Origin of the sequence: Allochromatium palmeri, assembly GCF_009720725.1 — a bacterium.
Taxonomy (GTDB): domain Bacteria; phylum Pseudomonadota; class Gammaproteobacteria; order Chromatiales; family Chromatiaceae; genus Thermochromatium; species Thermochromatium palmeri.
The window spans coordinates 80338-102015 of the sequence record NZ_WNKT01000007.1 but is presented as its reverse complement, the minus strand read 5'-3'; the positions used below and the strand labels follow the sequence as shown (position 1 = coordinate 102015).

Sequence of the window (21678 nt, the reverse complement as noted above, 5' to 3'; positions counted from 1 at the left end):
CGAGTCGGCTCGCCATCGCCTCGCGCACATTAAGCAATGAGTGCGCCAGAAAAACTTCAGCCAGTGCGTCGGGTGCCCGATGTTGAACCACTGGCCCTGGATCGATGCATCAATTTTCAATGAATCATTGGCTTAGGCATCGAGAACGATTTTGTGACCCTTCATCTGGCTCGATATCCTGATGTCTCAATCGGCCAAATCGGATGATCGCACGACTGGTTCAGTCTTTGTCTGCACCTAAATGGATGGAGGCGACCTTTTATGCACTAAAAAAGTGCAAATACGTCAGTCCGATCCAAAGTAGATGCGTACCTCACCAAAGGCCGGATCCTCGCTCAGTGCCGCGACCAGCTCGGCCCTTAGCCGCTTGGGATCGGAGCCGTTACGCTGGCAAGCCGTGATCGGAAAAAAGACCTCGACATCGATTCGCCCGCCGAGATAGTGCAGCAGGAGACGCTGGCGCTCGTTTGCCGCCGGAATCGCCGACCAGAGCGAAGCCAGTCGCGCCAGGGCCTCAGCACGCAGTGGCAGCGGCTGAACGTCCGGTTTGTCGGTGTCGTCCTCGGGGTCGATGTGGACCGTGACATCGGTCATATCCGAGATTTCGCGCTTGAGCCGCTGCTCGACCAGGACGCTGATCATGTGGCCCTCGGAGACGCTGATATCTGGGTCGACCAGCACATGGACGTCGGCTGAGACCTGCCCGCCAAGACGGCGTGTACGCAGCATGTGAATATCGCGCACGCCGCCGACCGAACGGATGGTCTGCGCGACCTCGGCGATGCGCTCGGATTCGAGTCCGGTGTCCACCAGCTCGCTGACCGCGCCCCAGCCCAGTTCCCAGGCGATGCGCGCGATCATCAGGGCGACGATGAAGGCGGCGATGGCGTCCAGATAGCTGAGTCCGGCCATGGTGCCCGCAATCCCGATCAGCACCACGATCGAGGAAATCGCATCGCTGCGATGGTGCCAGGCATTGGCACGCAACAGATCCGAGCGCACCCGTTTGGCATGGGCCAGGGTCCACCAATAGAGCCATTCCTTGACCCCGATCGAGACCAGGGTTGCGGCCAGCGCCAGTATATCGGGCTTCAACAAGGCATCCGGTTCAAACAGCCGATGCACCGCATCCCAGCCGAGACCGATGGCAACGAACAACAGCAGCACGCCTAGCGCCAGCGTGGCGACGGTCTCATAACGCGCGTGACCATAAGGGTGCTTCTGATCGGGTTGCTGACTGGCTTGATGCCCGGCAACATAGACCAGCACGTCTGAAAGCAGGTCTGAGAGCGAATGGATGCCATCGGCCACCAGCGCCTGCGAGTGACCCAGGAGTCCGGCGAGAATCTTGATCACCGACAGCGCCAGATTGAGGATGGCGCCGACGATGGAGGTGCGTGAGATGGCTTGACGGCGTTCGAGTGTGGCGGCTATGGGCGCGTTCACGAGGCTGGACATCCTGATCGATGACGATTGGCTCGGGCGCGCAGTATACGCTGCTGGGTGGCCATTGGCCCATGCAGGCGTCCCCGGTCACCTGGTTCGACTCAAATCGACGATCGGGTCGGGCACGTCGGCGAGCGACCGAATATACTGTGCGACTTTGCCGAACAACGCCCTCACAGGAGTTCATCTTGAGCCGCGAATCCGAGGATCTCTCGACCTTCCAGGGTCTCATCTTTGCGCTTGAGCGCTACTGGGCCGATCTCGGGTGCGTCGTCGTCCAGCCGTTCGATATGGAAGTGGGCGCGGGCACCTTTCATCCGTCCACCTTTCTGCGCTCGATCGGTCCCGAACCATGGCGCAGTGCCTATGTCCAGCCCTCGCGCCGTCCGACCGACGGACGCTATGGCGAGAATCCCAACCGGCTCCAGCATTACTATCAGTTCCAGGTGGTGCTCAAGCCCTCGCCGCTCGACATCCAGGAACTCTACCTGAACTCGCTGCGGCGTCTGGGGCTCGATCCGCTGGTGCATGACATCCGCTTCGTCGAGGACAACTGGGAGTCACCGACGCTCGGCGCCTGGGGGCTGGGCTGGGAGGTGTGGCTCAACGGCATGGAAGTCACCCAGTTCACCTATTTCCAGCAGGTCGGTGGACTCGACTGCCGTCCGGTGACCGGCGAGATCACCTATGGTCTGGAGCGCATCGCCATGTATCTCCAGGAGGTCGAGAGCGTCTACGACTTGGTCTGGAGCCGCTCGCCGGCGGGTGTCGTCACCTATGGCGACGTCTACCATCAAAACGAAGTCGAGCAGTCGACCTACAACTTCGAGCTGGCCGATACCGCCGCCCTGTTCGCGCAGTTCGACACCCATGAGCGGGTGAGCGCGGAGCTGATCGAGCGCGGTCTGCCGCTGCCAGCCTATGAGCAGGTGCTCAAAGCCTCGCACACCTTCAATCTGCTCGACGCGCGCGGGGCGATCTCGGTCACCGAGCGTCAGCGCTTCATCCTGCGGGTGCGCACATTATCGCGTGCCGTCGCCCAGGCCTATTACGACAAACGGGAGGCGCTCGGCTTCCCGATGCTGCAATCTTGAGCGGGAGAGGTTCTTTTGGATATGTCGACGACTGATCTGCTCATCGAGATCGGGACCGAGGAACTCCCGCCGATCGCCCTGCCCGTCCTGTCGCGTGCCTTCACCGAGGGCTTTCGCGATCAGCTTAAGATCAATGGGATCGGCTTCGAGACGATCGAGTCCTTCGCGGCGCCACGGCGTCTAGCCCTGTTGATCCGGAGCATCCAGACCCGTCAGCCCGATCAGGAGAGTGTGCGCCGTGGCCCGGCGGTACAGGCCGCGTTCGACGCCGAGGGCCAGCCGACCAAGGCGCTGCTCGGTTTCGCCCGTTCCTGCGGCGTCGAGATCGACGCGCTCGGGCGCGAGGAGACCGACAAGGGACGCTGGCTGGTCTACCGCAGCGTCACGCCTGGTCAGGAGACGGCCCGGTTGGTGCCGGCCATGACCGAGGCCGCGCTGGCTGGTCTGCCAATCCCCAAGCGCATGCGCTGGGGTGATCGCAGTGAAGAATTCGTGCGCCCGGTGCACTGGGTCTGTCTGCTGCTCGGCACCGAACCCGTCGCCGGCACGGTCATGGGCCTGTCCGCCGAGACCCGCACCCGTGGCCATCGGTTCCATCACCCCGCCCCCATCGCCATCGGCCAGGCGTCCGACTATGCCGGGACACTGCGCGAGCAGGGTCGGGTCGAGCCGTCCTTCGAACGGCGGCGCGAGCGCATCCGCGAGCAGGTCATGAGCCTGGCGGCCTCCAACGGGCTACGCGCGCGCCTCGACCCCGAACTGCTCGACGAGGTCACGGCTCTGGTCGAGTGGCCGCAGGCGCTGCTGTGCAAATTCGATGAGCGCTTCCTGGAGATTCCGCCCGAGGTGCTGATCGAGACCATGCAGAGCAACCAGAAGTATTTTCCGGTCGAGGACACGACCGGGACACTTCAGGCACGCTTCATCGTCGTAGCCAACATCGAGAGCCACGACCCGGATCAGGTGCGTGCCGGCAACGAGCGCGTCATCCGGCCGCGCTTTGCTGATGCCGCCTTCTTCTGGTCGCAGGATCTCAAGCAGCCGCTGGAGTCCTTCGCGCCACGGCTGGAAACCGTGGTCTTCCAGGACAAGCTCGGCACTCAGGCCGCCAAGTGTGCGCGTGTCGCCCAGCTTGGTCGCGATCTAGCCCCGACGATCAGCGTCGATCCGGCCCTGGTCGAGCGTGCGGCGGCATTATCCAAGTGCGATCTCATGACCGCGATGGTGTTCGAATTCCCCGGACTCCAGGGCACCATGGGGCGCTATTACGCCGAGCGTTCGGGCGAGGATGCCTGTGTCAGCGCGGCAATGGCCGATCAGTACCGCCCGCGCTTCGCCGGCGACGAGCTTCCGGCCAGTCCCTGTGGCCGCGCGCTGGCGCTCGCCGACCGGCTCGACACCCTGGTCGGCATCTTCGGCATCGGACTGCGCCCGACCGGCACCAAGGATCCCTATGCGCTGCGTCGTGCCTCGATCGCCGTGTTGCGGCTCTTGATCGAGACCCCACTCGACCTGGATCTGCGCGACCTGCTCGAACGCGCGGCGGCTGGCTTTGCGCCTGGATTGCTGGCCGAAGACACGGTCGACGCGGTTCTGAATTACATGCTGGAGCGTCTGCGCGGCTATTACAGCGATCAGGTGGTGGCCATCGATACGGTCGAGTCGGTCATCCACACGGGTGTGACCAATCCCTGGGATCTCGACCGGCGCATCGCCGCCGTGACTCAGTTCCGTCGCCTGCCCGCTGCTGACGCGCTGGCGGCCGCTAACAAGCGCATCCGCAACATCCTGCTCAAAGCCGATCCGTCCGATCTGGCAGAGGGCGGACCGAACCCGGATCTGCTCGCGGACGTGGCCGAACAGCGGCTGGCCGAGCGGATCGCGGAACTCGGGGCGCGGGTCGAGCCACTGGCCGAGGCACGCGATTATGTCGCCATCCTGGAAACCCTGGCCGAGCTGCGCGAGGACGTGGACGCCTTCTTCGACGAGGTCATGGTGATGGCGGACGACCCGGCCACGCGGCGTAACCGGCTCCAGTTGCTCCGATCGCTGTCGGCGTTGTTCCTGCGCGTCGCCGACATCTCACGACTCCAGTAACAGCTCCGTCACGGCCCAAGCCCACGCCAGCATGACCAACCAGCTCGTCATCCTCGACCGTGACGGTGTCATCAACCAGGACTCCGACGACTACATCAAGTCGCTGGACGAATGGGTGCCGATCCCCGGCAGCATCGAGGCCATCGCGCGCCTCTCGCACGCCGGCTTTCGGGTCGTGGTCGCCAGCAATCAGTCGGGGCTGGCGCGCGGGCTGTTCACGCCCGCCACGCTCAATGCCATCCATCAGCAATTGCGTGAGCGGGTAGAGGCCCAGGGCGGACGCATCGAGATGATCGCCTTCTGTCAGCACGGACCCGACGACGGTTGCGACTGTCGCAAACCGCGTCCGGGTTTGCTGCTGGAGATTGCCGATCGGTTCGGAATCGATCTGGCCGGCGTGCCCTTCATCGGCGATTCGCTCGGCGATATCCAGGCCGCGCGGGCCGCCGGCGCCCAGCCCTGGCTGGTGCGCTCCGGCAAGGGCGAACGCACGCTGGCGCACTTGCGCGAACAGGGCATGGACGACACCCTGCGCGCGCTTCCCATCTATTCCGACCTCAACGCCGCCACCACCGCACTCATCGATACCCCAGTTTCACTATGATCTTTCTGCGTTCACTGCTGTTTCAACTGACCCTGACCGCATCGAGTCTGCTCTATTCGCTGGCCATCCTGGCATTTGGGCACGGAGACTCGGGCACACGCGGGCCGCGCCTGGCCCGCTCCTGGGCCAGATTCAATCTCAAGGCGTTGAAGATACTCTGTGGACTGGACTATCGCGTGCGCGGTCTGGAGCATCTGCCCACGGACAACGTGATCGTGCTCTGCAAGCACCAATCGGCCTGGGAGATTCTGGCGCTCAGGGCGCTGCTGCCGACGGAGCAATCCTGGGTGCTCAAGCAGGAACTGATCCGCATCCCGATCTTCGGTCAGGCACTCAAGCGGCTGAGTCACATCGCTATCGATCGCGCCGCCGGACGGCGTGAAATCACACGCCTCATCCGCGAGGGAGGCGCACTGCTGGAGCACGGGCACTGGGTGGTCATCTTCCCCGAGGGGACGCGCGTAGCGCCCGGAACCCAGGGCAGCTACAACATCGGCGGCGCACTGCTCGCCGAGCGCAGTGGACGCCCTGTGATGCCCATCGCCCACAACGCTGGGGTGTTCTGGGGACGCCGGAGCTTAGTCAAGCGCCCCGGAACCATCGAGCTGGTGATCGGCCCGACCATCCAGACCCAGGGACGCAAGGCCACCGACATCAACGCCGAGGTCGAGCGCTGGATCGAGCAGACCGTCGACGCGCTCTGACCTCAGCCCCCCGGACTCAGATATCGAGATTGCCCACGTTCAGCGCGTTGCGCTCGATGAACTCGCGGCGCGGCTCGACCTGATCGCCCATGAGCGTGGTGAAGATCTGATCAGCGGCGACTGCGTCCTCGATGGTCACCTTCAGCAGCCGGCGCATTTCTGGATTCATGGTGGTCTCCCAGAGCTGCTCCGGATTCATCTCGCCCAGTCCCTTATAACGCTGGATGCTGTAACCGCGTTGCGCTTCGGCCAGCAGCCAGCGGATCCCCTCGCCGAGTTCGCTGATTTCCTTGATCCGCTCGCCTCGCCGCACGAAGGCGCCCGGCTGGATCAGACCATCGAGTTTGAGTCCGAACTCGCGCAGTCGGGCGTAATCAGCGGTGTGGAAGAAGTCGAACGGGATGATCCGTGTCTCGGGGATACCGTGGATGAGCCGGATCAGTTCGAGTCCGGATGACTGGCCCTCGGTCGGCTCGCCGACACGCAGGACATAGCGCAACGAGACCGATTCGGCGGCATTGAGCCGTGCTTCCATACCCTGGCACCACTCGGTCAGACGTTGGCTGTCGGACAGGATCGACGCATCGACCGGCGACGTGCGCACCAGCTCATCCAGGAAGGTTGCGTCATAGCGCGAGGCCAGCCGCCGCACGATACTCACCGTGACCTGATACTCCTTGGCCAGGGCCTCCAGCGCGGTGTTCGCCAGCGGCGGCGCCTCGGTATTGACATGCAGCTCGGCCCCGTCGAGCGCGGATTGCAGCATGGCCCCATTGAGCGCCGCCTCGTCGAGCAGATAGTCCTCCTGTTTGCCCTTTTTGAGCTTGTAGAGCGGCGGCTGGGCGATATAGATATGCCCGCGCTCGACCAGCTCCGGCATCTGGCGGTAGAAGAAGGTCAGCAGCAGAGTGCGGATATGCGCTCCGTCTACGTCGGCGTCTGTATTGTGGCAGCAGAGTCCGCCCAGGCCGGCGATGAAGTTCTCATCATTCTCGACCGAGAAGTCGTAGACCTGGCCGTTGCTGGCCTCCACGGGGGTGATGGACTCGATCGGCAGCGCGATCAGATCACCGTCGAGCGCCTCGAAACGGCGGTTGACCGAGGGAGCGGTACTCCGCAAACGCGCTTCCAGTGCCTCAGCGCCCGGCAGGTCAGCCCAGATGGCGCGCAGACGCGCCAAATCCTCGCGCGCACTGACGGTCAGGATCCAGTGCGGGTGACGGGTGACGCAGGGCCGGCCGCGAATCTCGCGGACCACGCCATCCGGTTCGTAATGCGACATCGAGGCTACGACCCCGAAGGACGACAGCAGATAGGACAGACCGCTCGCCAGATCGCGCGAGGAGGTCGCAAAGCCCAACCGCCCGCTAGCGAGCGTGCCATCGCCCTGAAGGTAGCCGCGTAAAAAAGCCTCGCGCAGCGGTTCGGCGACGTTGAAGGCCAGATCCGGGATCGCCTTGTCGATGGCGTTGACATTCGTGAAGCCGAACAGATGGCGCCAGGCCAGCACCGCAACGCGATTGGTCAGGCGCAGTTCAGTGACGCGATCCTGACGGGTGTAGACCTGGGCCGGCAGACCGAAGGTCTGCTCCAGGACGCGGCGCAGTTCAGGCAGGATCGCCTGATTGCGTGCGCCGATGGCGAAACGGATGCCGCCGCGCTCGGAGCAGGAACCCTCGGCCAGATAGAATCCGAGCAGCCAAAGCAGATCGGCGTTCACCGTGATGAAACGTGCCATACCCCGGTCAGCGTAGTGTTTAGGGGTTGGTTGCGCGACCTCGGCGCCAACGGCGACTGGTAGCTCGACGCGCGGCGAGACGAATTCGGCGTCATCTGCGTACTGGGCCAGCACGCGCGCCTTGTGACAATCCTCGACGGCCGCGCCGCGCACCCAAATCTGAGCCGCCGCCTCTGGAATAGCGTGCAGCGCATTCAAGACATCGAGACGCTCCGGCGCCGTGACTGGAAACGCGAGTGTGCGGGGCGCAACGATCCGATCGCCCGCGCACAGCTCATCGCCGCGCTTGAGCTGGATCTGCTGATCCTCATAAACGAAGACACTGTGACTGGCCGTCACCCGCACCGAGCGCCCATAAGCCGATTTAACCTCATACAGCGGCTCGTGGAGCGGATGACGGATCACGGCCTTGATGGGTTGGAAGCGGGTCAGCCGATCTTCCATACCGAAACACAGCACTTCGCCCAGGTCGGCGTCGGCGCGTTTGCAATAGTCCTCGCCTGATGCCTCAGGCAATGCGGCGTCGATGAAGTCGCCGATCCGGGTCATGCGCACCTGTCCGCCCGGCTCGCGCACGAAGACGTGCTCCTCGGCATCGACGCTCATGATGATGACGCGGTGATAACGCAGATTGTCCGGGTTGTACTCCTCACGTCCGATGCCACAGCCAAGCGCGGTGATCAGGGTGCCGACCTCCGCCGAAGCCAGCATCTTGTCGAAGCGCGCCTTTTCGACGTTGAGGATCTTACCCTTGAGCGGCAGGATGGCCTGGAAGGCACGATCACGCCCCTGCTTGGCCGAGCCGCCGGCCGAGTCGCCCTCGACCAGATAGAGTTCGGACTTGGCCGGATCCTTCTCCTGACAGTCGGCGAGCTTGCCCGGTAGTCCGGCGATGTCGAGCACGCCCTTGCGCCGCGTCATCTCGCGCGCCTTGCGGGCGGCTTCACGCGCACGCGCGGCTTCGAGCATCTTGTTGGCGATGACCTTGGCCTCGTTAGGCTGCTCCTCCAGGAAGGTGCTCAACTGCTCGACCACCAGCGACTCGACCACCGCCTTGACCTCGGAGGACACCAGCTTGTCCTTGGTCTGCGACGAGAATTTGGGATCCGGCACCTTGACCGACAGCACCGCCGTCAGGCCCTCGCGTGCATCATCGCCGATCGGGCGGACCTTCTGGTTCTTGTCCAGCCCCTCGCGCTCGATATAGCCGTTGAGCGTGCGCGTGAGCGCGGCGCGCAGACCGGCCAGATGGGTGCCGCCATCGCGCTGCGGGATGGTGTTGGTGTAGCAGAAGATGGTTTCCTGATAGCTGTTGTTCCACTGGATCGCCAGCTCGACGCCGATGTCCTGACGCTCGGTGCTGAAATAGACGACCGTCGGGTGGATCGCCTCCTTGTTCTGGTTCAGGTTCTCGACGAAGGCGCGGATGCCGCCCTCGTATTCGAAGACATCGTGCCGCCCGCTGGCCTCGTCGGTCAGGGCGATACGCACGCCCGAGTTCAGGAACGACAGCTCGCGCAGCCGCTTGGCCAGAATGTCGTAATGGAACTCCAGATTGGTGAAGATCTCGGGCGAGGGATGGAAGCGGATCTCAGTGCCGGTGGCTGTGGTCTCGCCGATGACCTTCAGCGGATATTGGGGAACGCCCAGACTGTATTCCTGCTCATGGATCTGGCCGTTGCGATAGATCCTGAGCAGCAGCCGATCCGAAAGCGCGTTGACCACCGACACGCCCACACCATGCAGACCGCCCGAGACCTTGTAGGAGTTGTCGTCGAACTTGCCGCCGGCGTGGAGCACGGTGAGGATGACCTCGGCGGCGGAACGATTTTCCTCGGCATGGATGTCGACCGGAATGCCACGTCCATCGTCCAGAACCGAGACCGAGCCATCGGTATGGAGCGTGACCGACACTGTGTTGCAGTAACCGGCCAGCGCCTCATCGATCGAATTGTCCACAACCTCGAAGACCATGTGGTGCAGACCGGTGCCGTCGTCCGTATCGCCGATGTACATGCCCGGACGCTTGCGAACCGCATCCAGTCCCCGGAGCACTTTGATATTCGTGGAGTCGTAGGTCATGGGATTCTGAGTCGTTCGTGATTTGAGGAGAAGAAGAACGCTCTGTATCGAGCGGCAGGCGAGCCCGAGCGCGTGGAACGAGGTCGGCAGGCCAGGAGCGTGCCAAGCGCTCTATTATACGGGACGGCGCGACTCGACACCGAACCAAACGTGCGCGGTTCGCATCCCGTTGGACGCGTTTGGCGTGGATGGATGCCGGTTTCTTCTCCCCAGACGCCGAACGACCACCGAGCCAGCGGTGGTCGTTGTATGACCGACATGGTCAGACTGGCAAAGCGTAAGCGCTGGCCTAACCGCGACCCTGGCCTTGACCCTGACTGCCTTGACCGTTCTCGCCGCGCTGGCTCTGGCCGCCGCGCTCCATAGGTACGTCGACGATGGCATTGACCGTCTCCTGATCGAGTGCCTGCGACTCATAGGCTTCACCCTGACGCTCGATCTCGGCGACGAAGGCGCGCAGATGATTGCGCGAGCCGCGCTGCAAGTTGGCATAGATTGTTTGCAGGTCCGGGTTGTCGGTCCGAGCGATCGCCTCATCAAGGTCGGCGATGTCGACCTCCTCGATCAGCGCGCCGACACGCAGCGCATCCATATAGGAGATCATGCCGCTCCCCATGAGCATCTCATAGAGGTCATTGAGGGTGGGATTGGCATAGACACCGACTGCATCCGGATCAGATGGGTCGGTCAACCCATAGCGATCTATCGCGCTCTTGAGCGTCTCCATGTGCGTTTGCTCGGCCCGGGCGATGTTGTCGAACAACAGGACCGGCCACCCCTGATCGCCCCAGTAAGCGCTCAACTCCATATAGACATCGCGCGCCAGACGCTCTTCCTCGCGCATATAGGTCAGGTCATCGATGTCCGCCTGGTTCAATTCATAGACGATGGGTTGGATCGATTGAACGGGTTGACGCCCGTTGGGTCCGGCGCTCAATGTGGGCGTGGCGACCAGCAGCGCGCTGAGGGCAAGAGGGATCAGGCTGTATGTCGGATGCATGATTGGCTCCTTTTTCGCTTGGTTTTCGACAAGAGTGTCATGCCGGATTTAGCATAGCGCATGCCATACCGCAAAGTGTTGATTTCAAAGGACGCAATGCATTCAACCCCGCTTCCAGGCTCGACAAAGACCGCTGAGGCTCGACAGAAATGTCGAGCCATCCGGCACTCGCTCGACCTGGCGTGCGCCTTTGCAGGTACCTTTTGTTTGTCACTGGGCGGCGTCGCACTCGCCGATGGAGCCGTCGAGCTGGACGGAACACTGGGACTGGGCCTGGACTCGAACCCGGCGCAGAGTCATTCGGGATCCGAGCTGGCCTTTGCGCGCTTCGCGGTCGAGGCGTTACGTTCCTGGTCGAGCGATGCCGACAGCGTCAGTCTGAGCGGCGGTGGTTGGTATCGCGATTACGAGGGGCCGAACGATGCCTATCGGCTGAATCTGCTGACTGAATGGTCGCGCGAGACGGAATCCGGGCTGGGTCTGTGGCGGTTCAGTCTCACGGGCGTCGCGTATCGCGATGCACTGGTGCCTGCCGATGAGCGCAACGAGGCGGTCTTTGGTGTGCGCTACGATCATCTACTCTCAGCGCGTCATACGCTCGGACTGCGCATCGATACCCTGTGGCTCGCCTATCGTCAGGCCTCGCTGCCCTGGGCAGGACGTCCAGGCGCGGGCGCCCTGTCCAGCACCGGGCGCGGGGGGAGTTCACAGGAAACTGATCGCGGACGCAACGCACTGGCGGTTCGGCGTGACGATCAACGTCTGAGGCTCAGCCTGGACTTCACGCGCTACTGGTCGCCCGGTGTCTCGACGCGCCTCGCGTTGTTCTATGCCGACAACGCCTCTCCGGTGCGTATCGAGGGCTATCAGCGTCCAGGCGTGGACATACGCTGGCGCTTGGAGCAAAACGACGCCTGGCGCTGGGAAGCCGGAATGGGCTGGTCGCTCACCCGTTATGACGCCGCGCCCCAACAGCAGGAACGCGAGGATCGTCAAATCAGCCTGAGACTGGCCGTGAATCATTCGCTTGGATATCTGGGATGGCGAGAGGTCGAAGTACAGTGCGCGCTCGATTGGCTCGACAGCGAATCGACACTCGAGGCTTATGGGTTTCGACAATGGGTGACTCAGTGTGGCTGGTTCTGGTCGTTCCGTTAAGTGGCGGCTGATCGGCTTGGCCGTGCTGGCCTTGATGCTGAGTCCGTGGCCAGCGCGCGCTCAGGAACCGCTGTTGGCGCGCGTGCTCGCGATCGAGCCGACGGCGATTACTCTGACGATCGATCCGCCGGGTGGCGGTGCGTCCGAGACGCGCGTCGTTCCATTGGATGAACGCGAACGGCCAGCGGGTCTGCGGGTCGGTTCGCTGGTGCGCCTGTGGCCGGGTCCGACAGGTCTGACGCCGGATACGCTGATGGGGGCACGCATCGATTCACTGAACGCTCAGGGTCGTCTCCAGGATCGCACCGGAGTGCGCGCGCGTCTGATGCAGGGTGCTCAGCGCGGCGCTGACCGAGCTGGAGGACGCGGTGGACGTTGAGCCGAAACGCGATCGGCTTCCGCCGCCCTGGCTGGGGCATCTGCTGGTCTTCGGGCTACTGTTCGCGCTGGTGCTCGGCTGGTTCTTCTGGCAGACCCGCCAAGCCCAGCGCCTGTTCGAGACGGATGCGAGCGAGCATTCGCGACTCCTGGCCGATGCCGTGACCCTGCATGCACGCGGCGCGCTGCTGGCCGAAGGTCTGATCGAGACGATTTTGACGCGCTTTCTCGGCAATTCGGCGCGTTTCGTCGACTATCTCGATAGTGTGGCGCCGTTCGAGGATGACGAACTCGCGGCCTTTGCCACCGAGGCTGGATTGTCGGTCATCCGCATCCAGCGCGCCGACACCCTGGTCCAGGGACCGCGCGCTTGGGAGGCCGGGCGCGAACTCGGCTGCGAGGCGCTGGAGCGTCTGGTACGTCTGCCGACGCCTCAAGTCATCCTGTTCGGTGTCTTGCGCAGCCAGGGCGACGGGTGCGTGCTCGTGGGTCTCGACAGCGGTCAGACCCAGGCGTTGGAGGATGCCATCAGCTTGACCCGAGCGCTCGAATCCATCGCCGACCTGCCCGGTGTGCGCGCGGTTCGACTCGACGGCACGGCCCAGCTCGCTGCCGCCGCGCCGCCGGAGACCGAACTGCCACGCATCCAGATTCGACGCGCGGCCGACGGCCTGCTCGTGGCTGAGGCGAGCGCCAACGTGGCGGGAGCCGTCCTGCGTCTGGAGCTGGACGCCGGTCCGCTCCAACGCATGCGCGAACGGCTGTGGTGGGAGTTCCTCGGCTTTGTAGTAGTGCTGGCCGGGGCGGGCGGCGCCGGTGCCTGGTTCCTGCACCGGCATCAGCGTGCCCATGAGCGCCAGCGTCTGGACTATGAGCGCCAGTTGTCGCGTCAGCGCGAGGACGCCGGTCTGGGACGGGCGGCGGCGGCTATCGCCCACGAGATCCGCAATCCGCTCAACGCCATGGCCATGGGACTGCAACGTCTGCAATGGGAAGCCGATGAACTCGACGACGAGCATCGGCGTCTGCTCGAAGTGGTGCGCGACGCCCTGGCACGCACCAACGGCACGGTCAGCGGTCTGCTTGACTATGCGCGCCCGATCCAGCCACGACTGATACGGCTGGCGCTCGATCAGGTATTCAGCGAGCAGTTCAGCCTGTATGCACGCACGCTCGCCGATCGCGGTTGGCGTGTCGAGTCGCATCTCCAGCCCGCGTCCTGGGTCGCCGCCGATCCCGATCTGTTGCGCCAGGTACTCGATAATCTGTTACGCAATGTCATCGAGACCGAAGCTAACGAAGGCGTGCTGGAGATTCAGGTGCAACGCCAGACCGATAGCATCGAGCTGAGTCTGACTAATGGCGGGCTTTCGATCACGCCGGATGAACTCGAACGCCTGCTTGAACCCTGGTTTACGACCAAGGTCAACGGCACCGGACTGGGATTGGCGATCTCGCGGCGCATCATCGCGGCGCATGGCGGCACGCTCAGTCTCGTGGTACCGCGTCCCGAGCATCTGCGCGTCAGCCTCCGGCTGCCTGTCGCTCCACCCGCTTGAACCGAACCGAGAGACCGAGCAAGAACACCATGAAAATCCTGATCGCCGATGATGATCCCATGCAGCGTGAACTGCTGGCCGGTTTCCTGCGCAAGCGCGGGCATGAGGTGTTCGAGGCCGCCGACGGGACCAGCGCCGTGCAGCGCTTCGAGCGCGAGCCGATCCAGTTAGCCTTGCTCGATCATCGTATGCCCGGACTGACGGGCGATGAGGTGCTGGCGCGACTGAAGGCGATCAATCCACTGGTACGCGCCATCCTCATCACCGCCTATGGTGCGGTGGAAATGGCGGTGCGGGTGATGAAGCTCGGAGCCGACGATTTTCTGGAAAAGCCGGTTGATCTCGGTCAGCTGATCGACAAGATCGAGCGGCTCGAACAGGATCTGGCGGTTGCCGACGATGTAGTTGAGGTGACCGAGGCGCTGACCGAGACACCCTGGCCGATAGCGATCATCGGCTCCAGTCCGGCGATGCGCGAGACGCTGTCGATGGCGCGCCGCCTCGCTGACAGTCCCTGGAGCGTGCTGATCCAGGGCGAGACCGGCACCGGCAAGGAACTCTTCGCCCGCCTGATCCATCAGCTCAGTCCGCGCTGCGCGGCCCCCTTCGTCGCACTCAACTGCGCGGCCATCCCTGACACGCTGTTCGAGAGTGAGCTGTTCGGCCACGAGAAGGGCGCCTTCACGGGTGCTGAACGCGCGCATCGCGGCTGTTTCGAACGCGCCAGCGGCGGCACGCTCTTTCTCGACGAGGTCGGCGAGTTGAGTCCGGCCCTGCAATCGAAGCTGTTGCGCGCACTCCAGGAGAAGCGCATCAACCGTGTCGGCGGTGAGCGCGACATCGCGGTGGATACGCGGGTGCTCGCCGCCACCAATCGCGATCTGCGTGCACTCAGCACCGGCGGTGAGTTTCGCGAGGATCTCTATTTTCGGCTCAAGGTGCTCGACATCCGGCTGCCGCCGCTGCGCCAGCGCCGCGAGGACATCCCGGCGCTCGTCGAGCACTTCGTTGCGCGTGATGCACCCCGTCCCATCCAGCTCGCGCCCGAGACACTCGATTTTCTGATGCGTTACGACTATCCGGGCAATGTGCGCGAGCTTGAACACATCATCCAGCGCAGCCTGACGCTTGCTCGCAGCCCTGTCTTACATCCGCGCGATCTGCCCGAGGAGGTGACGCGCAACCAAGGCGCCGATTCAGGACAATTGCGCGAGCGGCTCGATGCCATGGAGCGTGCCCTGCTCGTCGAGGCGCTCGAACACAGCGACGGGGTCCAGACCCAGGCCGCCGAACGACTCGGCATCAGCGAGCGGGTGCTGCGCTACAAGATGGGCAAGTATGGCCTTCAGCGCTCCGATGGCCAGTCGTCCTGAACCTCACCGGACGCCGCGACTGGTGCGCTGAGTGTCGCGAGCGGCTCAATCCAGGCCACGTGCCTCCGGCAGCCTGACCCACACCAGCAGACCACCTGACTCGGCGCGACCGAAGCCAAGCGTACCGCCATAGGCTTCGACCACGTCACGCACGATCGCCAATCCAAGCCCCGTGCCCGCCTGACGCTCGTCGAGCCGCAAACCGCGCTCGCCGAGTCGTGACCAGTGCGCGGGCGCAACGCCGTGGCCGTCGTCAGCGATCTGAATCTCGACCTGTCCACCTGGTGACGTCGATACCTGGACCTCGACCCGGTCCTCAGCCCATTTGGCGGCGTTCTCCAGCAGATTGCCGAGCAATTCGAGCAGATCCTCCGCCATCAGTGCCACGATGACCCGCTCCGGTGCCGTGATCTGCCAGTCGAGCCGTTCGCCATCCGGTGTGCGCCTCAGTGTGCGGAGCAGACGTGCCAGATGCTCGACGACCTCGGCGCGCGCGGCATGTGGCGGATGACCGGAACGCACGCGCGCGCGGATCAGCTCACGCTCGACGCGCCGGCGCATGGTCACGGCCAGTTGGTCCAAGTCCTCAGCCAGGTCTGGATGACCGGCCTGACGCAGCCGCTCGGCATCGGCGGCCAGGACGCTGAGCGGCGTCTTGAGTCCGTGAGCGAGATCGGCGGTCCAGGCACGCGCCCGCTCGACGGAGCGTTCGCGGGCTTCAAGCAGGGCGTTGAGCTCGGCGATCAGCGGCCCGACTTCATCGGGAGCGTTCGCGGCAACTCGTGAAGCACGCCCGGCACGGATGGCGCCGATCTCGCGGCGCAGCGTTTCCAGAGGCGCGAGTCCCGTTTGAATCTGGACCAGAGCCGCCAGCATGAGCAGAAACGCGATCAGTCCCAGATAGGGGCGCATGTCGGCGGCGAAGTTGGCACGCGCCGCAATCAGTTCGGCGCGATCCTCGGCCAGGATCAGGCGCAGTTCGACCGGTTCGGGGTTCGCCGAGACCTGGATGCGCCGCTCGCGCACCAGGAGCGACTGTCCGTCCGGTCCCGGCAGATGGTGGGCATGGATCACGCCTGAAGCCAGGGCGTCATCCGGCAGAATCAGCACCTCGTCCCAGAGCGAACGCGAACGCAGGACACCGGCCTGATTGGGGCGGTCGATCTGCCAATAGTGCCCGCTCAAGGGTTGAGCGAAGGCGGGAGCGCGCGGTTCCCGGGTCAGCCGGATCGCGCCATCGGGTGCGATCTCGACAGCCGCGGCGAGCTGATTGAGCAGCGTCTCCAATTCAGTGCCGAGATGACGTTCGACATGGCGCTCGAAGAGATTCGCCAACCCGAGCCAAGCGATCAGCAGCGCCACCGCGATCGAAATCAGCGCGCCGATCCAGAGTCTGGCGCGTAGCGAGTGGTGTTTCATGCAACCGTAGACCCAGGGTTCGGAATCATGGGACGTGTGCGTCGCCATCGGTCTCGATCAGATAGCCAAAGCCACGGCGGGTCTGGATCAGCTCGGCACCCAGCTTGCGCCGTACCCGTCCGACCAGCACCTCCACCGAGTTGGAGTCGCGCTCGAAGTCCTGCGCATAGAGCTGTTCGGTCAGCTCCTGTTGCGAGACGACGCGCCCGGCCTGCTGCATCAGATAGCTGACCAGACGGTACTCCTGGGGCGAGAGATGGATGGGCAGTCCGTCGCGGCTCAGGGTCTGGCGGCGCGTATCGAGCCGGAAGGGGCCATGGACGAGAACGGGCGCGGGCTGGCCGGCGGCGCGGCGGATCAAGGCCCGCACGCGCGCGAGCAGTTCTTCGAGCCGAAAGGGCTTGGGCAGATAGTCGTCGGCGCCGGCCTCGATGCCCTCGACACGCTCGGTCCAGTCACCGCGCGCGCTCAGGATCAGCACCGGCAACCGCTGACCGGCGGCCCGCCACTGGCGCAGCACCGACAGTCCATCGAGTCCGGGCAACCCGAGATCAAGGATGGCCGCGGCATAGGGTTCGGTGTCACCCATGAACCAGGCCTCGCGCCCATCGCGCGCGCGCTCGACCAGGAAGCCGGCGGCGGTCAGACCGGCCGTCACCATCTCGGCAACCTGGTCGTCGTCTTCCACTAAGAGCAGGCGCATCAGTCGTCGTCCTCCAGTTCCAGGATGCGTCCATTACGGGCATCGATCTCGACTTCCAGCCGACGCCCGTCCGGGGTCAGGATCTTGAGTTCGTAGATCCAGACCCGCTGGCCGGCGAGTTTCCCGCGCTCGATTTCGATCCCGATCACCTCGCCCGGCACTTGCTTGCCGACTTGATGCAGGATCTCGGTGATCGGCTGAATTTCACCGCGCAGACGCGCCTCGCGCGCGCGCTCGTGATCCGCCTGAGTATCGGCACCGGCACTGGCCTGAAGGCTAAACAGGCTCAGGAGTCCGATGAGGATGGCATCGCGCATCGCGGAGGCTGGCGTCATGGTTCGGTGGTTGGTGTCTGGACTCAATCCTTCCAGGGACCATGACCCGGAATGTCGATCCAGCGTTCGTCGTAATTGCCTTCGGCGGCTTTACGATGGCAGGCGTTGCACTGGCTGAAACTGCCGACCTCCGGGTTACCCGTCACCAGACGGGCCGGGATCTCGTCGTGCTCACGCTTGAAATCGGTGCTTTCGGTGATGCGGGGCAGACTACCAGAGGCTGCGCCGGCGTTACTGGCGCCGCTTGGAGCCATCTGCTGCGCCACATCGGTGGCATTGGCTCCCAGGAAGGCGCTGATCTCGGTGCGCAGTGCCTCGGACAGACTGGCGTCGTCACCATAGTGATTGGCCAGCGCGTCCGGTGTCATGATTTGCGCCCAGGCCTGTGGCGGGAGCAGCCCCGGCTGATAGGCCATGTGGCAGGCTCCGCATTCCTCACTGTAGGTGGCGTTGACGACCGGCGCCAGCGTCTCGCGCGAGTCGAACCAACCGCTTTTCTCTCGGCCGCGCTCGTCGTCGTCATCATCGTCGTCAGCAAACGCCAGGTGGGCACTGCCCATGGCCAGCGTGCCGCTAAGCAGGAGTGTCAGGACGGATTTGAATGGAAACGGGTTCATGTGTCGATTCTCCGGCTCATTGGGTCTTGATGTAGGCGATGAAATCGGCCTTTTCGCCGGCAGTGCACTCGCGTCCCAGGGTCCAGCGACAGTTACGAGTCAACCATTTCTCGATCTTGGCTGGATCCGTGAGGCGCTGCGAATTGACCGAGGGGGCCATGGGTTCGATGACCTTGCCGGTGTTGGCCTGACGTCCCGGCTGCGTCAAATCGCGGCCATGACAGGTCACGCAACTGCGTGCGGCGGATCCGTCCGCCTGCGGATATTCCTTGGTCCAGCCGGCGGCACCGGCGGCTGGATCGGCTGCCCAGAGCGTGGCCGGCAGGATCAGGGTGCTTGCACTGAGCAGGACTATGGCGAGCTGTCGTTTCATCGGTCGTTATCTCCGTTCGTGATCGGTCAGCCTGGCGCCAACCGGGATTCCGATGGCCGTTTCAGACTGTGCCGACAGCGTACCTGGGACCCCCTGACAAAAGGCTGACAGCCGTTGCCAGCCGTTGGTCAGGCGCTGTTGGTTAGTGTGTGTGCCAAGGCGTCAACGCGCCAGAACCAACGAGCTGACCATCAAACCTGTATGGAGAACCGAACCATGTCGAAAGACGATCCGAATGACACCGCCCGCTCCAATCGCCCTGAACCGGAGACACCCACGCGGATTCGCGTCTGGGATCCGCTGGTCCGCGTGTTCCACTGGTCATTGGTGGCTGGATTCGCCACGGCCTTCATCGTCGAGGACGATCTGCTCGGCGTCCATGTCTGGGCCGGCTATCTGGTGCTCGCCCTCATCAGTGTACGTCTGGTGTGGGGGCTGATCGGCACGCGCCATGCGCGCTTCAGCAATTTCGTGCGCGCTCCGGGCGCCGTGCTGGCGTATCTGCGTGATGTCATGCGTCTGCGCGCACCGCGTTATCTCGGTCACAACCCGGCGGGCGGGGCCATGATTGTGCTGCTCTTGATCAGTGTCGCCGCTACCGGAATCAGCGGTCTGGCGCTCTATGGTGCCGAGGAATTCGCCGGTCCGCTGGCCGATGTGATGCGTGGTCTGCCGCCCTTCTTGGGTGATGTTCTGGAAGAGACCCATGAGGTGTTCGCCAATCTCACGCTGGGCCTGATTCTGATTCATGTAGCCGGGGTGCTCGTCTCCAGTCTGCTGCATCGCGAAAATCTGATCGGTGCCATGATCAGCGGCGACAAGCGCCAGGAGATTGAATGAATGCCTCGTGCGACACACTTGACCTGGAGTGCTGACACCATGCCTACCCGCCCTTCCATCCCCTTGCTTGCGCTGACGGGTCTGTTGCTCGTCGCGGCCGGAACCGCTGTGTTGGCCGCAGACGGTGAGACTCGGGATTGGCGGAGTTGGCTGCGGCTGTTCCCGAACATCGCGCCGGCCAGCCATCCGGTTTATATCGAGGAATGCGGTTCCTGCCACCTGGCCTATCCGCCCGGCGTCTTGACGGCGGACTCCTGGAAGCAGATCCTGGCGCCCGAGTCGCTCGCCGATCACTATGGCGATGACGCCTCACTGCCGGATGACCTGGTTGTCGAGTTGCGGACCTATCTGATGGCCAACGCGGCCGACAAATCAGCGCGAATTCGTGAGCGGGCTTTTGCCGTGCCCGGTGCGGCGCCATCCGACTCCAGTCTGCCGCGCATCACCGAGACGCCGTATTTCGTCCGCAAGCACGATCGGATCCCGACGCGTCTGGTCACGGATAATCCAGAGGTCGGCAGTTTCAGTCAATGCAATCGCTGCCACATCGGCGCCGACACGGGTGTCTTCGACGAGCGTCAGGTCGACATTCCTGGTTTTGGGCCTTGGAAGGATTAAACATGTCCATCGAACCACGCGAACCGACGACATCGCAGGAAACCGCCCGACTGCTACGGCTGGCGACCTGGGCCTCGGTGGCCACCGCCGGCCTGCTGATCCTGGTCAAGGTCGTTGCCTGGGGGATGACCGGGTCCATCACGGTCCTGGCGTCCCTGATGGATTCGGCCATGGATGCCATGGCCTCCCTGCTGACGCTGTTCGCCGTGCGCTGGTCGTTGAAGCCAGCCGATGCTGAGCATCGTTTCGGGCATGGCAAGGCGCAGGCCCTGGCCGCGCTCGGACAATCGGCCTTCATCGCCGGTTCGGCGCTGTTCCTCGGCTTGCAGGCGATCGATCGCTTTCTGCATCCACGCCCGCTGACTGAGATCGGTATCGGTCTGGGTGTGATCGCGTTCGCCATCCTCGCCACCCTGGCGCTGCTTGCGCTTCAGCGCCATGTCATCCGGCGTACCGGATCACCCGCGATCCGCGCCGATGCCCTGCACTATGCCACGGACCTGGCCACGAACTCCGCGACGCTGGTCGCGCTCGGGCTGGCCAGTCTCGGTTGGTCGGGAGTCGATCCGATCCTCGGTCTGGCCATCGGTCTCTATATCCTCTGGAGTGCCGTGCGGATTGGACGTGATGCCATCGAGATGCTGATGGATCGCGAGCTTCCCGATGAAGCGCGCTGGCACATTCTGGAATTGGCGCGTGCCATACCTGAGGTGCACGGCGCACATGGACTACGCACGCGCCAATCCGGCCAGTCGCTCATTATCCAGTTGCATCTCGAACTCGACGATGCGCTGCCATTACGTCAGGCCCATCAGATCGCGCTCGCGGTCGAAACTCGGATCCGCGAGCGCTATCCGGACTCAGATATCCTCATCCATCAAGATCCGGTGAGTCTCGGCCGCGAGGCGATGGACACCTGAGATTCCGCGCTGTTTGGCTCAGATGCCTTTATCGGCCAAAACGGCGCGCTGCCGGCCTCGGGCGCAATCATCGATGTTGCGGTGCATCAAGCCGCTTTGGATGTGATGTAATCGGCGATCTCGACGCCATCGAGGCCGATCTCCGTCAGCGGAACTTCCATGATCTCGGCTTGGGTCTTGGCGACATCCAGAATGTCGTAATACGCTGCCTTCAATCCGCGCTCGAACGGTGAGTCCGTCTCGCTGGATTGCTGCGCGGCCTCGCGTGCGGTCTTGATGACCTCTTGAAGCAAGATTTGGTAATCGATCTGTTGGCTCATGTCGTTCGCTCCGCGATGATCCCGGTGATGATCTCAAGATAGGCTGTGTTTCGGGCGATGTCCTCCGGCCATTTCTTTTCGACATAGCGTCGAATCTCTTCAGCCGAAAGGCCCGGCTTGAGTTTCGACATCGGATCTCGAATATAGCCTTCGTGCTCTGCGATCACCCGGCGATACGAGCGCTCGGCCCGCTGCAAACGCGGTAAATATTCGCCCTTGTAGCGCTCGTAAAATTTCGCGTAATCACCACCGGATTTCGCCAGATCGTAGGCTGATGGCCTCATGTCCTTCAGCATCGCC

The 21678-nt window shown here is 63.7% G+C and carries 21 protein-coding genes; 11 read left to right on the top strand and 10 right to left on the bottom strand.

All coding sequences use genetic code 11. From position 1 onward, the window contains the following. Positions 1-285 precede the first annotated feature (285 nt). On the bottom strand, positions 286-1458 hold the full coding sequence (locus GJ668_RS05495; RefSeq protein ID WP_155449141.1) for a cation diffusion facilitator family transporter: 1173 nt from the start codon (positions 1456-1458) through the stop codon (positions 286-288). Between the two features lie 176 nt (positions 1459-1634). On the opposite strand from GJ668_RS05495, the gene glyQ reads away from it, so the two are divergent. The 4 genes from glyQ to GJ668_RS05475 are packed head-to-tail and all read left to right on the top strand — an operon-like array spanning position 1635 to position 5945. Beyond that, positions 1635-2540, top strand: coding sequence for a glycine--tRNA ligase subunit alpha (gene glyQ / locus GJ668_RS05490; protein WP_155449140.1), 906 nt, complete (start codon positions 1635-1637; stop codon positions 2538-2540). A 21-nt stretch (positions 2541-2561) separates the two neighbouring features. After that, positions 2562-4637: a glycine--tRNA ligase subunit beta gene (gene glyS / locus GJ668_RS05485; protein ID WP_155449139.1), complete on the top strand. Its 2076-nt coding sequence runs from the start codon at positions 2562-2564 to the stop codon at positions 4635-4637. A 31-nt stretch (positions 4638-4668) separates the two neighbouring features. Next, positions 4669-5241, top strand: a complete 573-nt coding sequence (gmhB, locus tag GJ668_RS05480) for a D-glycero-beta-D-manno-heptose 1,7-bisphosphate 7-phosphatase (protein ID WP_155449138.1) — start codon at positions 4669-4671, stop codon at positions 5239-5241. Beyond that, on the top strand, positions 5238-5945 hold the full coding sequence (locus GJ668_RS05475) for a lysophospholipid acyltransferase family protein (RefSeq protein WP_155449137.1): 708 nt from the start codon (positions 5238-5240) through the stop codon (positions 5943-5945). The genes gmhB and GJ668_RS05475 overlap by 4 nt, the downstream gene beginning before the upstream one ends. A 16-nt stretch (positions 5946-5961) precedes the next feature. On the opposite strand, the gene GJ668_RS05470 is transcribed toward GJ668_RS05475, so the two are convergent. Next, the gene (locus GJ668_RS05470; RefSeq protein WP_155449136.1) at positions 5962-9765 is read right to left on the bottom strand and encodes a DNA gyrase subunit B; all 3804 of its coding nucleotides are present in this window, start codon (positions 9763-9765) and stop codon (positions 5962-5964) included. Between the two features lie 289 nt (positions 9766-10054). Continuing rightward, entirely contained in the window at positions 10055-10765 is a 711-nt protein-coding gene (locus GJ668_RS05465; protein ID WP_155449135.1) for a DUF2202 domain-containing protein, read from the bottom strand. A gap of 207 nt (positions 10766-10972) precedes the next feature. On the opposite strand from GJ668_RS05465, the gene GJ668_RS05460 reads away from it, so the two are divergent. Genes GJ668_RS05460 through GJ668_RS05445 form a run of 4 tightly spaced genes read left to right on the top strand, consistent with a single transcriptional unit; the run spans position 10973 to position 15233 of the window. Continuing rightward, complete coding sequence (locus GJ668_RS05460; protein ID WP_155449134.1) at positions 10973-11923, top strand: hypothetical protein; 951 nt, start codon at positions 10973-10975, stop codon at positions 11921-11923. A gap of 34 nt (positions 11924-11957) precedes the next feature. Continuing rightward, positions 11958-12302 carry a hypothetical protein gene (locus GJ668_RS05455; RefSeq protein WP_186342906.1) on the top strand — a complete coding sequence of 115 codons (345 nt, stop codon included), beginning with the start codon at positions 11958-11960 and terminating at the stop codon, positions 12300-12302. Then, positions 12256-13860: a sensor histidine kinase gene (locus tag GJ668_RS05450; RefSeq protein ID WP_343032179.1), complete on the top strand. Its 1605-nt coding sequence runs from the start codon at positions 12256-12258 to the stop codon at positions 13858-13860. The genes GJ668_RS05455 and GJ668_RS05450 overlap by 47 nt, the downstream gene beginning before the upstream one ends. A gap of 29 nt (positions 13861-13889) precedes the next feature. Continuing rightward, complete coding sequence (locus GJ668_RS05445; protein ID WP_155449132.1) at positions 13890-15233, top strand: sigma-54-dependent transcriptional regulator; 1344 nt, start codon at positions 13890-13892, stop codon at positions 15231-15233. A 45-nt stretch (positions 15234-15278) separates the two neighbouring features. On the opposite strand, the gene GJ668_RS05440 is transcribed toward GJ668_RS05445, so the two are convergent. From GJ668_RS05440 to GJ668_RS05420, 5 genes are read right to left on the bottom strand one after another with little or no spacing between them, the layout of a single operon-like run. Further along, positions 15279-16652 carry a sensor histidine kinase gene (locus tag GJ668_RS05440; protein WP_155449159.1) on the bottom strand — a complete coding sequence of 458 codons (1374 nt, stop codon included), beginning with the start codon at positions 16650-16652 and terminating at the stop codon, positions 15279-15281. Positions 16653-16677: 25 nt separating this feature from the next. Continuing rightward, positions 16678-17355: a response regulator transcription factor gene (locus tag GJ668_RS05435; protein WP_155449131.1), complete on the bottom strand. Its 678-nt coding sequence runs from the start codon at positions 17353-17355 to the stop codon at positions 16678-16680. Then, positions 17355-17690, bottom strand: a complete 336-nt coding sequence (locus GJ668_RS05430) for a PepSY domain-containing protein (protein ID WP_246194642.1) — start codon at positions 17688-17690, stop codon at positions 17355-17357. Before GJ668_RS05430 ends, GJ668_RS05435 begins: the two co-directional genes overlap by 1 nt. A 23-nt stretch (positions 17691-17713) precedes the next feature. Then, positions 17714-18307, bottom strand: a complete 594-nt coding sequence (locus tag GJ668_RS05425) for a cytochrome C (RefSeq protein WP_155449130.1) — start codon at positions 18305-18307, stop codon at positions 17714-17716. A gap of 16 nt (positions 18308-18323) precedes the next feature. Further along, positions 18324-18680, bottom strand: a complete 357-nt coding sequence (locus GJ668_RS05420; RefSeq protein ID WP_155449129.1) for a DUF1924 domain-containing protein — start codon at positions 18678-18680, stop codon at positions 18324-18326. Positions 18681-18896: 216 nt separating this feature from the next. On the opposite strand from GJ668_RS05420, the gene GJ668_RS05415 reads away from it, so the two are divergent. From GJ668_RS05415 to GJ668_RS05405, 3 genes are read left to right on the top strand one after another with little or no spacing between them, the layout of a single operon-like run. Further along, positions 18897-19520, top strand: a complete 624-nt coding sequence (locus tag GJ668_RS05415; RefSeq protein WP_155449128.1) for a cytochrome b/b6 domain-containing protein — start codon at positions 18897-18899, stop codon at positions 19518-19520. A 39-nt stretch (positions 19521-19559) separates the two neighbouring features. After that, complete coding sequence (locus GJ668_RS05410; RefSeq protein ID WP_155449127.1) at positions 19560-20138, top strand: cytochrome C; 579 nt, start codon at positions 19560-19562, stop codon at positions 20136-20138. 2 nt (positions 20139-20140) lie between these two features. Continuing rightward, positions 20141-21058 carry a cation diffusion facilitator family transporter gene (locus GJ668_RS05405; RefSeq protein ID WP_155449126.1) on the top strand — a complete coding sequence of 306 codons (918 nt, stop codon included), beginning with the start codon at positions 20141-20143 and terminating at the stop codon, positions 21056-21058. A gap of 86 nt (positions 21059-21144) precedes the next feature. Here the strand turns inward: GJ668_RS05405 and GJ668_RS05400 are convergent, their stop codons facing one another. Continuing rightward, complete coding sequence (locus GJ668_RS05400; RefSeq protein ID WP_155449125.1) at positions 21145-21378, bottom strand: hypothetical protein; 234 nt, start codon at positions 21376-21378, stop codon at positions 21145-21147. Next, on the bottom strand, positions 21375-21674 hold the full coding sequence (locus GJ668_RS05395; RefSeq protein WP_155449124.1) for a hypothetical protein: 300 nt from the start codon (positions 21672-21674) through the stop codon (positions 21375-21377). Before GJ668_RS05395 ends, GJ668_RS05400 begins: the two co-directional genes overlap by 4 nt. Positions 21675-21678: the final 4 nt, after the last annotated feature.

Coding starts and splice junctions, on each gene's coding strand:
- GJ668_RS05495 (WP_155449141.1), bottom strand. CDS start 1,458: ATGTCCAGCCTCGTGAACGCGCCCATAGCCGCCACACTCGAACGCCGT.
- glyS (WP_155449139.1), top strand. CDS start 2,562: ATGTCGACGACTGATCTGCTCATCGAGATCGGGACCGAGGAACTCCCG.
- gmhB (WP_155449138.1), top strand. CDS start 4,669: ATGACCAACCAGCTCGTCATCCTCGACCGTGACGGTGTCATCAACCAG.
- GJ668_RS05475 (WP_155449137.1), top strand. CDS start 5,238: ATGATCTTTCTGCGTTCACTGCTGTTTCAACTGACCCTGACCGCATCG.
- GJ668_RS05470 (WP_155449136.1), bottom strand. CDS start 9,765: ATGACCTACGACTCCACGAATATCAAAGTGCTCCGGGGACTGGATGCG.
- GJ668_RS05465 (WP_155449135.1), bottom strand. CDS start 10,765: ATGCATCCGACATACAGCCTGATCCCTCTTGCCCTCAGCGCGCTGCTG.
- GJ668_RS05455 (WP_186342906.1), top strand. CDS start 11,958: ATGCTGAGTCCGTGGCCAGCGCGCGCTCAGGAACCGCTGTTGGCGCGC.
- GJ668_RS05445 (WP_155449132.1), top strand. CDS start 13,890: ATGAAAATCCTGATCGCCGATGATGATCCCATGCAGCGTGAACTGCTG.
- GJ668_RS05440 (WP_155449159.1), bottom strand. CDS start 16,652: ATGAAACACCACTCGCTACGCGCCAGACTCTGGATCGGCGCGCTGATT.
- GJ668_RS05435 (WP_155449131.1), bottom strand. CDS start 17,355: ATGCGCCTGCTCTTAGTGGAAGACGACGACCAGGTTGCCGAGATGGTG.
- GJ668_RS05430 (WP_246194642.1), bottom strand. CDS start 17,690: ATGACGCCAGCCTCCGCGATGCGCGATGCCATCCTCATCGGACTCCTG.
- GJ668_RS05425 (WP_155449130.1), bottom strand. CDS start 18,307: ATGAACCCGTTTCCATTCAAATCCGTCCTGACACTCCTGCTTAGCGGC.
- GJ668_RS05420 (WP_155449129.1), bottom strand. CDS start 18,680: ATGAAACGACAGCTCGCCATAGTCCTGCTCAGTGCAAGCACCCTGATC.
- GJ668_RS05415 (WP_155449128.1), top strand. CDS start 18,897: ATGTCGAAAGACGATCCGAATGACACCGCCCGCTCCAATCGCCCTGAA.
- GJ668_RS05410 (WP_155449127.1), top strand. CDS start 19,560: ATGCCTACCCGCCCTTCCATCCCCTTGCTTGCGCTGACGGGTCTGTTG.
- GJ668_RS05405 (WP_155449126.1), top strand. CDS start 20,141: ATGTCCATCGAACCACGCGAACCGACGACATCGCAGGAAACCGCCCGA.
- GJ668_RS05400 (WP_155449125.1), bottom strand. CDS start 21,378: ATGAGCCAACAGATCGATTACCAAATCTTGCTTCAAGAGGTCATCAAG.
- GJ668_RS05395 (WP_155449124.1), bottom strand. CDS start 21,674: ATGCTGAAGGACATGAGGCCATCAGCCTACGATCTGGCGAAATCCGGT.